This is a genomic window from Parafilimonas sp. (assembly GCF_047606085.1).
Taxonomy (GTDB): domain Bacteria; phylum Bacteroidota; class Bacteroidia; order Chitinophagales; family Chitinophagaceae; genus Parafilimonas.
On sequence record NZ_JASGEX010000021.1, the window covers coordinates 41,976 to 55,706 of the forward strand.

Here is a 13,731-nt window from a genome sequence, read left to right on the forward strand (position 1 = left end):
ATGCAATGCAGGTTTTGCAAAACAGAGCTCGAACTCGTATTTATAGATCTTATTAATTCTCCGGCATCCAATTCTTTTCTTACAAAAGAGCAGTTGAATGAACCGGAAGTGTTTTATCCTTTAAAGGTTTATACCTGCTCCAAATGCTTTTTAGTGCAGGTGGATGAATACAAAAAATCTGATGCCATCTTCAATAGCGAATATGTTTACTATTCATCTTTTTCAACAAGCTGGCTGGAGCATTCAAAGCGCTATGTCGAAATGATGACACAACGTTTTGGATTTAATGAAACATCGCAGGTTATAGAAGTGGCATCAAACGATGGCTATCTTTTGCAATATTTCAAACAAAAAAATATTCCTGTGCTTGGCATAGAGCCCACTGCCAATACGGCCAACGCTGCTGAAGAAAAGGGCATAGAATCTGTTGTAGATTTTTTTGGTGTGCGATTGGCTGAAACACTTGCAGCAAAAGGCATTCAGGCTGATTTATTGCTTGGCAATAATGTACTGGCACATGTGCCTGACATCAATGATTTTGTTGGCGGCATGAAGATAATTTTAAAGCCGCAGGGAATCATTACAATGGAGTTCCCGCACCTGATGCAGTTGGTTGAAAACAACCAGTTTGATACAATATATCATGAACATTTTTCTTACCTGTCTTTTCACACGGTTAAACAAATTTTTGAAGCGCACGGTTTGGAAATGTTTGATGTGGATGAAATACCAACGCATGGCGGTTCGCTTCGCATTTATGCAAAGCACAAAGAAGATGATAGTAATTCAATATCTGAAAATGTAACAGCCTTGCTTAAAAAGGAAGCAGATAAAGGCATACTTAACATAAGCTATTATAATAATTTTCAACAAAAAGCGCTTAATGTAAAACTTGCATTTGTACAATTCCTGGTTGAGCAAAGGAAGGCAGGCAAAAGAGTAGCCGCCTATGGCGCGGCCGCAAAAGGAAATACACTTTTAAATTATTGCGGAATTAAAAATGATCTGGTTGATTTTGTTGTGGATGCCAACCCTTACAAACAAAACAAATATTTACCGGCAAGCCATATTCCGGTTGTTAATGAAGCTTATTTAAAAGAAGCAAAACCTGATTATGTAATTATTTTTCCCTGGAATTTGAAAGCTGAAATAACGGAGCAATTATCTTATATTAGAGACTGGAATGCAAAATTTGTAATCCCGGTTCCTGAATTAAGTTTTGTGTGATGAAGATATTAGTTACTGGAGCCACAGGTTTCATAGGCAATTATGTGATGAATGAATTGTTGAAGCATGATGTTGAAATAATTGCTACATCATCAAATGAAGAAAAAGCAAAACAGCAGGCCTGGTTTGAGGATGTGCGATATATACCTTTTAACTTTAATCAATTCGATCCGCTTATAAATTACTTTTTATATTTTAATCGGCCCGATATCATCATTCATCTTGCATGGGAGGGACTGCCTAACTATAAATCATCATTTCACACAGAAATAAACCTGCCCGGGCATAAGGCTTTGCTTGAAAATTTAATCAGGCATGGTTTAAAAAGTGTTGCTGTAACAGGCACATGCCTTGAGTATGGTATGCAGGAAGGCTGTTTGAGTGAAGACATGCAAACTTATCCATCAAGTTGTTATGCGATAGCAAAAGACGAATTGAGAAAGTATCTTGAAGAACTGCAGCAACAATATTCTTTTTCCCTGAAGTGGGTTCGCCTGTTTTATATGTTTGGGAAATGGCAAAGCCCAAATTCTCTTTTATCCCAATTGGATAAAGCCTTGCAAAACGGCGATACTGTTTTTAATATGAGCGGTGGAGAACAGACGAGAGATTACCTGCCTGTTACAACTGTAGCAGAAATTATTGTAAAACTTGCTTTGCAGCGCAGGGTTGAAGGCATAATTAATTGTTGCAGCGGCAAACCTGTTTCTGTTAAAGATTTTGTTGAAAATTATTTGCATGAAATTGGGAAAACCATCAAATTAAACCTCGGTTATTATCCATATACCGATTATGAGCCCATGCATTTTTGGGGCAGTACCAAAAAATTGAATAAGGCATTAACAGAAAAATAAACATCTTTGTTTTAATGCGGTTTAGTTTTATTTTACCTGTAAAAAACGGTGGCGGATACATTAAAGAATGTGTAGCTTCTATTCTTGCGCAGACGCTTCAGGATTTCAACCTGATTATTTTGGAAAATTGCAGTACCGACGGAACAGCGGAATGGTTGCAGGCTTTGAATGATGAGCGTATTGTTATTATTCCTGCTGACAAGCCTTTAAGCATTGAAGAAAACTGGGCCAGGATTCTTTCGGTGCCAAAGAATGAATTTATGACAATGACAGGCCATGATGATGTATTTGACAAGAATTATCTGCAGGTAGTGAATGATTTGATCAATCAATATCCTGATGCAAGCTTGTATCAAACGCATTTCAGGTTTATAGATGCAAAGGGTAATATCATAAAAAGGTGCCGGCCAATGAAGGAAAAACAGACTGCTACTGAATTTTTGTCATTTTTTTTGCAAGCAGGTATTGATGTAAATGGAACCGGCTTCATGCTAAGATCAAAAGATTATTACATGCTTGGGGGCATTCCCGCTTATCCAAATCTGTTATTTGCAGATTTTGAGCTATGGATTAATATCGTAGCTTTATCTTATCTGGCTGTGAGCAGTAAAGAGTGTTTTTCTTTCAGGCTGCATCAAAGCACAACAGCAATTTCTGCTGATATAAAAATGCAGGCGGCCTTCAAACAATTTATGATTTTTCTGCAAGAATTAAAAAATACAAACACCGGATATAATTTTGTTATTACAAAATACGCTATAGGGTTTATACAATTTTGGTGTAAGGGGCTTGCTCACCGGCTTATGCGCACACCAAAGGAAAAACGAGGTAATTTATCGGTTGCTGTTTTTCTTGATGAATGCAAGTTTTATGCAGACATATTAGCGCCTGGTAACAATTATAAACCTGAAAGTAATGCAAGCGTAAATCTTGCTAAACAAATTGACAGGTTTGCAATTAGCCGTAATTTATTTCTGCTTTTTAAAAAGATATATTCTAAACCAATTTTGTCTTAGTCATTGCAGCTTTCAATTATCATAGTTAATTATAGTGCAGGGAAATTTATTGCTGATTGTATAAATAGTGCATTGATATTTCCTTCGGCCCGGAACTTTGAATGGATTATTGTTGACAATAGCAATAATAAAAATGATAGAAATAGTTTGTTAGAATTATTTCCCTTTATCAAATGGATTGATATGGGCTATAACGCTGGCTTTGCAAGGGCAAATAATGCGGGTATAAAACAATCACAAGGCGAGATAGTTTTACTCCTCAATCCGGACACGATTGTTATTGATGATTGCATAAACAAATGTCTTCAGAAATTTTATGTTGATGAAGCTATAGCATCTTCTGTTCAGCTCATTAATACTGACGGCTCTCTGCAAATTACTGGTAATTATTTTATGAAAGGGGGATTAAACCATTTATTGCCATTGCCATATTTGGGTAAATTTTTGCGAAATATTGCCTTTGCCTTTAAAGCTAAAAAACCCAATGTACTTGTTGCATCCGGGCATCAAAAGGTGGATTGGATAAACGGCGCTTTTTTAATGGTAAAAAAAACTGCAATTGAAAAAGCGGGATTAATGGATGAAGATTTTTTTCTGTATGCAGAGGAATCTGAATGGTGTTCGCGGCTAAAGAAAGTCGGCGATCTGGTTGTGTACGGCGATTTGAGGATTGTTCATTTGCAGGGTGAAGTTATAAATGCTGCTGCCAATTCATCAGATAAGGGATACTTCAATTTATACGATAAAAAAGGGCTGCAGCTTATTGTATCAAATAATCTGAGGATAAGAAAACAATATGGGAATGGCTGGTACATTTTTAATTTGCTTATGTATATTATTGAAATCCCTGTTTTTTTTATTTGCCTTTTGCTTGATAATATTTTTTGCTTCCGAAACCCTTTTAAGGATTGGAAACTTCCCTATAAATATTCAGTAAACGTTTTTATACTAATAAGATTATCTCCGTTGATTTTTTCCGGCAGGAAGCATTTTTATAAAATGTTATAGAAAGGTTCATTGAAATGCCTCCGCTTTATAATTGAATCTAACCTTTGCATTTCTGTCTTTTCCAATCAATTAACCTTATATTTATAACATTAAAACTAAACCAAATGAGAATTTTACCTCTTAAACCAATAATGATCCTGTCAATGACGTGTCGGCCATTTTTTAGTTGTAAAAATGAGAATGCCGGGTATGAAAGCTTAGATGCTGAAAAAACCTTTTCTGCGGGCCAGGTATCGGCAGAAATTGTATCAGGCTATTTCGAAACTGGCTTCAAGATTTATAATACTGTATTAAAACCTGGAATTATTGTTAGCAAAATCAGTTAATGTTGACATGAGACGAATTGTAGCCATATTTTTAGTTTTATTTCTTTATTATACCAATGCTTTAAGCCAGCAATATAATTATTACCACTATGATGTGAAAGATGGATTGAGCGGAAATACGGTTTATGCAGTGGCTCAGGATAAGGATGGCTTTATGTGGTTTGGTACCGAAACCGGCCTTAGCAGGTTCGATGGCAGCCACTTTAAAAATTATACGGCAAACGACGGGCTAAACGACAATGAGATAATAGGCCTTTTTATTGATTCAAAAAACAGGGTTTGGATTTTCCCGTTTAGAAACTCCATTTATTATTATTATGAAGGCAAAATATATAATAGAAACAATGACTCGTTGCTTGGTAAATTTAATTTAAAAGAAGAAATCTTTAAGGCTTGCGAGGATAACGAAGGAAATATAATTTTCCTGGAAGCAACAAAGCTGCATATTCTTTCCGGAGATAATAAATTGAACGAGGTGGATGAAATTAATAATACGTATCTGTTTAATAATAGTGCTGGCCTCTCATCTGATGGGTATATAAATATACATACAACATTAAAGGGAGACAGGGACCATAATGTTACTATTTGTGAGTACAAAAAATCAAAATTTTTTATAAAATCTACCTTTCAGGACTCCAATTACTCAAGAACAGCCATTGAAGTAAATAAATATTACCAGGTAATAAAGAATGATTTCCTTTTTCAAATCCACAATGAAAAAAACAATGATTATTTCGAATTGAGGGTGCCTGATCATTTTCACACAATTTCTTATGTTAATGATAGTTGTTTTGCAATATCAACTTTCAATAAAACGCTGCTGTATAACATTAATCAAAAAAAGGTTGTTGATAGCTTTCTTATTAACAGGGTAAGCAACAGGTGCTTTAGTGACAGTGAGAATAATTTATGGTTTGTGATGAGCACACAGGGGGTGTACAGGCTTTCATCTGTGAGGTTTAAAATTTATAAGATTAAACCAAATTTTGATAATACTCCTGTATATTCTGTATGCGCTTCTAATGGAATATTATATATGGGCACTGATGAGAATGTTCTTGGTGAATTAAATCTAAAGAATGGCGCGTTAACTTCATTTTATTTAAAGACAAATTTGAATATTAAATATGTTACAGAAATTTCAATTAAGAATAAAGATTTATTTGCTGCAACCAATGTTGGTGTATTTCAAATAAAAAAACATCAGACTTTTCTGTTTTTACCTTCTTTGACAATTAAAAGCATCCTGATTGACGGCAAGCGTGTGATTGCTTCAACAGACAGAGGTATATTCAGGGCTGGTGCATTTAAAAGTAAGTTAAGCGATACAATATGGAGCAGCCGTGCCACCAGTTTTTATAAAACAGGTGAAGCATATTATATAGGAACGCTTAATAGCATTTATATTGTTAAGGATAAGAATCATGATTCAGTAATAGATTTGGGTGAAAAGCTGCCCGTTCTGAAAAATAAAATCATAAAAATCATAGGCGCTAAAAATGGCGATATATGGATTGCTACAGAAAATAATGGCCTTATTTGTTTGCGGGATAATAAACTTATTAAACAGTTAACTGTGAAAGACGGGTTATTAAGCAATTCCTGCAGATGTATTTATTTTTCTGGCAATAATATATGGATAGGCACAGATAGCGGCATAAACAAAATTGATCTTAACAATAATTCGATTGCCAGTTTTACAACGGCTGATGGCCTCGATTGCGAAATAATCAACTGCATTTATGCAACCGGCGACTCCGTATTTGCAGGCACACCTTATGGGCTTACATTTTTTAATGCAGCTTCCTCCCGGAAAGAATCCGTTTGCCACTTAAAGTTGTTGAATATACAGTCAGATGCGGCTAACTGGTATGCTAACCAGGACAGCATTCATCTTTCCAGCAACGATAATTTCCTACGCTTTGAATATGCAGGTATTTCTTTTGTGTCGGCAGGCGATATTACCTACTACTACCAGGTAAAAGGCCTGAGCAACGAATGGCAGTCAACCAGGCAAAATATATTGGAATTTCGGTTACTCTACCCAGGTGATTATGAATTAAACATGTATGCCGTTAACAAGTATGGTGTAAAAAGCAGCATGCTCACCGTTCATTTCACCAAAGCCAAACATTATTGGCAACTGCTATGGGTGCAAATTGTGTTCCTTGCTGCTATTGGTGCATTAATATGGTTATTGGTAAGGGCAAGAATACAGGCCGTAAAAAGAAAGGCCCGGGAAGACCTGCTGCGTGAAAGAAGGATCAATGAACTGGAGCAAATGGCGCTGAGGGCCCAAATGAACCCGCATTTTATTTTCAACAGTATTAACTCAATTCAGCAATACCTATTTTCAGGTAATGTTGCAGAAGCTAATGAATATATTACAGACTTTTCTTCCCTGGTAAGGCAAACACTTTATATGTCAGGCAAAAAATTTATTACGCTTACAGAAGAAATAAAATATCTTGAGGCATATCTGGGGCTGGAGCAAAAGAAGTATGAGCATTGGTTTACCTTCCGGGTCATCGTTGAAAAAGATATTGACGAAAATATATTGATACCGCCATTGTTCATCCAGCCTTTTGTTGAAAATAGTATAAGGCATGGCATATTGAATTTACAGAAGGGTTGGGGCACAGTTCTGGTTCATTTTTTTGACAGCGGCAATGCCCTTTGCTGTATGGTGGAAGATAATGGCATAGGCCGTTCAAATGCTTTAAAAAAGAAGGCGAATCCCCTGTATGCATCAAAAGGCATGCAACTGGTGCGTGACCGTATTGAAAGGCTCAACAGCCTTTATAATGTTAATATTACGGTGGCTATTGAAGATATTGCAGAACAAAGCGCTACCGGCACGCGGGTAATAATAAAATTTCCTTTTAGTTATGCCGAACAAAACAATTAATGCCGTTATTGTTGAGGATGAGCCTAAAAATGTTGCATTGCTAAAAAACATGCTCGATCTGTATTGCCCGCAGGTTCATGTAACCGGAGACGCAAATTCTGTTGAAACTGCAATGGGTGTGATTACAAAAAATAATCCTGACCTTGTTTTTCTTGATATAGAAATAGGCGGCGGCAATGCATTTCAGTTGCTTGATATTTTGCAGCCGGTAAAGTTTGATGTGATTTTTGTAACGGCTTATGATAATTATCTTTTGCAGGCAATTAAATATTCGGTGCTCGATTATTTATTTAAGCCTGTTAATATAAAAGAGCTTGTAGCTGCGGTAAATAAGTCAGCCGAAAGAATACATTCTCAAAAAGCTTCCCGGCAAATAGAACAACTGCTTAAAAATTTTTCAGCGCCTAAAAATACTGCCACCATCACCCTGCCCACTTCATTCGGGTTTTATGTTATTCCTGTGCAGAATATAGTACGGTGTGAAGCAAAAGGCAGTTACACCATTTTTTTTATGGACGATGGAAAATCTCATACCGCTTCAAAAACCTTAAAGGAATATGAAGAGGTGCTTCCGCCTGATATATTTTTCAGGGCGCACCACTCGCACCTCATCAATATAAAGTTTATTGTAAAGTACCATAAGGGGAAGGGTGGTATTATAGAAATGAAAGATAAAACAGAAATACCACTTGCTTCCCGCCGGAAAAATGATTTTATAAGCCTTTTTGATCCGGGGGAATAATTGCACTTACTTATTCAATAGTAACGGTTGTTAGTTAAAATCGGGCGCTTAACAAATTACATATTGCTGCAGTTTTAAAATACCCATATTTGCACTGACCTTTTTTCGATTCTATCCTCGGGAGAATTAAATCAAAAACAACTGGTTCTAAGCTCTTGGAATAAGAAGCCGTATAAAAGCGGCTTTTTTGTTTTGCACCCTTTCAATATTTTGTGCAATTATCAGTTAATACATGATTGCAGATAATTCTTTTATTGCAGGCCGGTTTTCCCTGCTTGCAAAGTTGATGGAAGTGCATGGGGAAAATAGCTTTAAGGCAAAAGCATACACCTCCGTTGCTTTTACGATTGACAAATTGCCGCAACAGCTTTCTGTTATTCCCGCAGAGAAATATGCAACTATCAAAGGCATTGGCGTATCCGCAGCTAAAAAGATAACAGAAATATTTGAAAAAGGTGAAATAACCGGGTTGGCCGGGCTTATAGAAAAAACCCCGCCAGGCGTTTTGCAAATGATGCATATTAAAGGTATTGGCCCTAAAAAAGTGGCGGTCATCTGGAAAGAGATGGGCATAGAAACGGTTGGCGAACTATTATATGCATGCAACGAAAACAGGCTTACCTTATATAAAGGCTTTGGTGAGAAAACGCAAAAGAGCATCCAGGAGTCTATTGAATATTTCCTGGATAATATCGGGAGCTATTTATACGCACAGGTTGAAGGGCTTGCCAATGAATTAGACGGCCTTCTTAAAAAACATTTCAGCAGCTACAGCTTTTTAATAACCGGTATTTTTCGCAGGCAGATGGAAACTATTGACAGGCTGGAATGGGTTACCAATGCGCCGGCTGCGGCTTTGCAGGCGTTTTTGTTGCAACGCAGTTTTGTAACAGAAAAGCTTGATGCAGCCACTTCTGTTTTCCAGGGCAGGGAAGAAAATATATCGTTGCATTTTTATCATGCGGGGGTTGAAATTTTTTTTTACAAGTTATTTGAAACATCCTGCAGTGAGGTTTTCCTCGAAGCATGGCATAAGCGGCAGCCTGCCGGCAGCACATCTTTATTCAATGCTGAAGAAGATATTTTTAAGCAGGCCGGCCTTTCATTCATACCGCCTTATTTACGTGAAGCGCCTGGCATTATTCAGCAGGCTGCAGCCAATAACATACCAAACGTTATTCAGGAAAGAGATATTAAAGCCATTATTCACAGCCATTCCAAATGGAGCGATGGCAGCAATGCCATTGAAGAAATGGCGAACGCTGCCCTTACACTGGGGCTTGAATATCTTGTTATAAGCGACCATTCCAAATCTGTAGGATATGCAAAGGGTTTAACAGAGGAAAGGGTGAAAGCCCAGCACGCCGAGATAGATGAACTGAATGAAAAGCTGAAGCCTTTTAAAATTTTTAAAAGCATAGAAAGCGATATACTGGGCGATGGCAGCCTTGATTATAGAGACGAAATACTTGCTTCTTTCGATCTGGTTATTGCTTCTGTGCATTCCAATTTAAAAATGAGTGAAGAAAAAGCCATGATGCGTTTAATGAATGCCATCAACAGCCCATTTACATCCATACTTGGCCATTGCACAGGCCGCCTGTTATTAAGCCGTGCAGGTTACCCGGTGAACTATAAAGCAATCATTGACGCCTGTGCAGCACATAATGTTGTAGTTGAGCTGAATGCCAATCCGCGCAGGCTTGATATGGATTGGCGTTATCTTGATTATTGCATTGATAAAAATGTGTTGATATCCATTAATCCCGACGCCCATTCCGTAAACGCTTTTCAGCATACAAAATATGGTGTGCTGGCGGCGCAGAAAGCAGGCATTGCAGCCGCGCAAAACCTCAGCAGCTTTTCTTTAGATGCATTTGAGCTGTTTTTAAAAACACAACAGGCAAAACGCAACATTTAATGTTATAGTAAACACAGGATGAATTTGTGCATTAGCTATTTGCACCTGCTTTATAGGATTGCAAGATTATCTCACATTCCTGCCCGTCATTCCCGCGAAGGCGGGAATCTCATAATCATGCTGTATAAGCAAGGATGACTTTATAAAATGTATATTGGTACACGCTAAGTATGCGATGCCCCCGACGCGTCGGGGGCATGACGTGCCAGTGGTTATGTTTTATGCTTGAGGCCGTCTCAAAAGTCGAGTCAACCTCTTTTTTATTCGGATACCTGATGGAGAAAGTTTTCGTTTCAGCGATTCTCAAAGCCTTCAATTTACTTTTGAGACTTCCTCTGGCAATAAGAATAGATTTGTACTTTGGCAAATCAATGATTGCACATTTTTATCCAGCGAGGAGTATAACTGTATTTAAACTATCATTTGATGTTTGCCTTCGTTATTCTATAAATTTATTTTAGTGCATGAAGTATTTAATTGCTATTATACTCTTTACTTGTTGCAGCAGCGGTTTAAAGGCCCAATATACAGTTCGCATTGTTGTATCTTCCATTGCGGCCAAGCCCCGGGATGAAATATTTATTGCAGGAGATTTTAATGAATGGAACCCTGCGGATACTAAATTGAAGCTGAAGCCATTTGGCGGTAACCGCTGCATAATTGTTATGAATATTGATACAGGCCATCATGAATTTAAGTTTACGCGCGGCAGTTGGGATAAGGTTGAAACAACAGCGAAAGGGGAGGATATTGATAACAGGATGGCAGACATAAAAGGCGATACAACAATTGATATTACGATTGCCGGCTGGAAGGATGATGCGCCTGAAAAACCCAGGCCCAATACTGCTTCGGTAAATGTGCATATTATAGACACTGCTTTTTTGATGCCGCAGTTAAACCGCTATCGCAGGATATGGATTTACCTGCCGCCATCTTATAATAAACTAAAAACAAATACCTACCCGGTATTGTATATGCAGGACGGGCAGAACTTATTTAGCGAGCAAACCGCCTTTAGCAATGAGTGGGGCATTGATGAATCGCTTGATTCAATGGCTAAAAACGGTAACAAGGAATGTATTGTAGTTGGTATTGATAATTGTGGCGATAAGCGCATGAATGAATACAATCCATATAATGATGCAAAATATGGCAAAGGAGAAGCCAAGCTGTATATTGATTTTCTTGCAATCACATTAAAGCCTTTCATTGATAAAAATTATCGTACGCAAAAAGAGATGTTGCACACATTTATTGCGGGCAGCAGCATGGGGGCGTTGGTTTCTTTGTATGCATTGGTTCAGTATCCTGAAGTGTTTGGCGGGGCAGGTATTTTCTCTCCTGATTTTTCAATAATGCCGCAGCTTTACACAGATGTTGCAAATGTAAAATGGCAGCAAAAGTTTCGTATCTATTTGTATGCCGGTGAAAAAGAAACAGCGTCAATGGTACGCGATATGCAAAAAATGTATAACATCATTAAAGAGAAAAACTGCTGCAATATGCAGGATGTGATTTTTCCCCTGGGCCAGCATAATGAAAAATACTGGCGGCAGGAGTTTCCCGATTTTTACTGATGGCTGATGCAATAGCTTATTATGTTATTATGTCGCATGGAGCATACAGCGCTGACGAGGTGCGTTATTTCTCTGTTCACTTCTTTGCTCTGTGCGAAAAACCATAAAAATGGAAAAATTATATAAGTGCTTATACAATAAAACTCTGCCCCTCTAAAGCTAATTGTGTATCGGGAAACACCGCCTGCGCTTCCGTTAAAAAGCTGTCAAGGCTTTCATAAGTACTGCTGAAATGGCCGATCAATAGTTTTTTTGCATTGGAAAGTTTTGCAAGCATGGCAGCCTGCTCACTGGTTGAATGAAAACGGCTGACCGCTTTTTCGGTTTTATCTTTCAGGTAAGTAGCTTCATGATATAATAAATCAACATCTTTCACTTTTTCCGACAGGCTTTCCGTATATATTGTATCAGCACAGAATGCATAAGCTTTGGGTGGCTTGTTTGCAACTGTAAGTTCCTCATTTTTTATAAGCTCCTTATTCAGCATAATATCATTGCCTTCTTTTAATTGGTCAAACAATTCGAATGGTACATTGTATTTTGATGCTGCTTCAATATTTATCTTTCTTGGTTTCCTTTTTTCACGAAACAAAAACCCATAGCAGTCTATGCGGTGAAATACTTTAAAGCATTCAACGGAAAACTTTTCCTCATCAGCCATAGTCCCTTCTTTCAAAGGGTGAAAATATAACATATATGGAAGCACAGTGCCTGCAACGGCAAGCTGCCGGTCAAGGATCTCTTTTAGCGGCGGAGGGGCATATAAATGCAGATCTGCAACGCGGCCAAGTAATCCATAACTTGTTATTAAACCTGGCAGGCCAAAATAATGATCGCCATGCAGATGCGAAATAAAAATATGATTTATGCGGCTTCGCTTTATTTTATACAGGTTCATTTGCATTTGTGTGCCTTCGCCGCAATCAACCAAAAACAACTGGTCGCACAGGTTGATAACCTGTGCGGTAGGGTGCCTGTTATAGGCAGGCAATGCAGAATTATTTCCAAGTATGGTTACACCAAACATGCAACAAAGTAAAATGATAATTTCTAAAACAGTAGTGAAGGTAGCCGGAACGGCGATATATTTTGAATATCTTCTTTATATGGCATTTTTTTTGAGTTTGTTATTAATATATTAAAACAAAGGAGAAGGGCAACTATTCATTTTTATATCAATCTAAGAGCCTGTTTAAAATTTATTTCCAGAATTTATTATAGGTCAGAAAGTTGCTTGTTTTCAATGTTTTTTGATGCTGATTGAGACAAAATCAGGCAAATTTTTTTGGGCTAAACCTGTAATGTTGGTTTGGGATTTAAAATTTAAACAGGCTCTTAATTCAACTAAAATGAAATTTATGAAAAAAGTCTTTAAAAAGGTATTGTTCACTTCAATATTCATGTTTTGCATTTTCCTGGTAAGGGCACAGGGAATAGAAATTTCAGTTACTGCTAAAATAGCGCCGCCGCCTTTGCCCACGTATGTGCAGCCGCCCTGCCCTGCTGATGGTTATATATGGACACCCGGGTATTGGGCATTTGATGAAGCCACCGGCGAATATTATTGGGTACCGGGTGTTTGGGTGGCCCCTCCTGCGCCGGATTTATTATGGACACCTCCTTATTGGGCTTTTGTAAATGGCGTGTATGATTTTTATCCCGGCTACTGGGGCACTGAGGTTGGGTTTTATGGCGGTATTAATTACGGATTTGGGTATTTTGGTGTTGGTTTTTCGGGCGGCCGATGGATCAGCAATGTATTCCACTACAATACGGCTGTAGTGAATGTAAATAAAACGGCAGTGCACCATGTTTATGTTGATAAAACGGCAGTTAATAAACCGCTGGCTGCCAACCGGGCAAGCTTTAACGGCGAAGGCGGCATCAGGTCAAACCCTACGCATGCAGAAACACAGGCTGTAAAACAAAACAGGCAACAGCCTACCAGAGAGCAGGAAACACAGGTGAATAATGCCAAGGCTGATAAAGATGAATTCTTATCAAAGAACCATGGCACACCAACCAAGATGAGCATGGATAAAGTGGGCGGAGAACATTTTAATCCCAAGGGCCAGAAAATAAGAAAGCTGTCTAATAACAAATAAAAGATTGAACGGGATTATTACAAATAAGAAAGAGGCTGTCT

10 protein-coding genes are annotated in these 13,731 nt (G+C 37.9%); 9 read left to right on the top strand and 1 reads right to left on the bottom strand.

Annotation, left to right across the window (positions count from 1 at the left end):
* The 8 genes from QM629_RS02120 (at position 1) to QM629_RS02155 (ending at position 11,585) form a co-directional block, all read left to right on the top strand.
* Positions 1 to 1,227 (top strand): methyltransferase domain-containing protein, encoded by a 1,227-nt coding sequence (locus QM629_RS02120; RefSeq protein ID WP_415156702.1) that lies wholly within the window; start codon positions 1 to 3, stop codon positions 1,225 to 1,227.
* Positions 1,227 to 2,081 (top strand): NAD-dependent epimerase/dehydratase family protein, encoded by an 855-nt coding sequence (locus tag QM629_RS02125; protein WP_415156704.1) that lies wholly within the window; start codon positions 1,227 to 1,229, stop codon positions 2,079 to 2,081. Before QM629_RS02120 ends, QM629_RS02125 begins: the two co-directional genes overlap by 1 nt.
* 14 nt (positions 2,082 to 2,095) lie before the next feature.
* Positions 2,096 to 3,097 (top strand): glycosyltransferase family 2 protein, encoded by a 1,002-nt coding sequence (locus QM629_RS02130; RefSeq protein ID WP_415156706.1) that lies wholly within the window; start codon positions 2,096 to 2,098, stop codon positions 3,095 to 3,097.
* 3 nt (positions 3,098 to 3,100) lie between these two features.
* The gene (locus QM629_RS02135; RefSeq protein WP_415156708.1) at positions 3,101 to 4,105 is read left to right on the top strand and encodes a glycosyltransferase family 2 protein; all 1,005 of its coding nucleotides are present in this window, start codon (positions 3,101 to 3,103) and stop codon (positions 4,103 to 4,105) included.
* Positions 4,106 to 4,438: 333 nt separating this feature from the next.
* The gene (locus tag QM629_RS02140; RefSeq protein ID WP_415156710.1) at positions 4,439 to 7,342 is read left to right on the top strand and encodes a histidine kinase; all 2,904 of its coding nucleotides are present in this window, start codon (positions 4,439 to 4,441) and stop codon (positions 7,340 to 7,342) included.
* Positions 7,323 to 8,084, top strand: a complete 762-nt coding sequence (locus tag QM629_RS02145; protein ID WP_415156712.1) for a LytR/AlgR family response regulator transcription factor — start codon at positions 7,323 to 7,325, stop codon at positions 8,082 to 8,084. The genes QM629_RS02140 and QM629_RS02145 overlap by 20 nt, the downstream gene beginning before the upstream one ends.
* A 232-nt stretch (positions 8,085 to 8,316) precedes the next feature.
* On the top strand, positions 8,317 to 10,005 hold the full coding sequence (locus QM629_RS02150) for a helix-hairpin-helix domain-containing protein (RefSeq protein ID WP_415156714.1): 1,689 nt from the start codon (positions 8,317 to 8,319) through the stop codon (positions 10,003 to 10,005).
* 464 nt (positions 10,006 to 10,469) lie between these two features.
* On the top strand, positions 10,470 to 11,585 hold the full coding sequence (locus tag QM629_RS02155) for an alpha/beta hydrolase (protein WP_415156716.1): 1,116 nt from the start codon (positions 10,470 to 10,472) through the stop codon (positions 11,583 to 11,585).
* Positions 11,586 to 11,715: 130 nt separating this feature from the next.
* Here the strand turns inward: QM629_RS02155 and QM629_RS02160 are convergent, their stop codons facing one another.
* A complete protein-coding gene (locus QM629_RS02160; protein WP_415156718.1) occupies positions 11,716 to 12,612 on the bottom strand; it encodes a ribonuclease Z in 897 nt (298 codons plus the stop codon).
* A gap of 331 nt (positions 12,613 to 12,943) precedes the next feature.
* On the opposite strand from QM629_RS02160, the gene QM629_RS02165 reads away from it, so the two are divergent.
* Positions 12,944 to 13,690: a hypothetical protein gene (locus QM629_RS02165; protein WP_415156720.1), complete on the top strand. Its 747-nt coding sequence runs from the start codon at positions 12,944 to 12,946 to the stop codon at positions 13,688 to 13,690.
* The last annotated feature ends 41 nt before the right edge of the window (positions 13,691 to 13,731 follow it).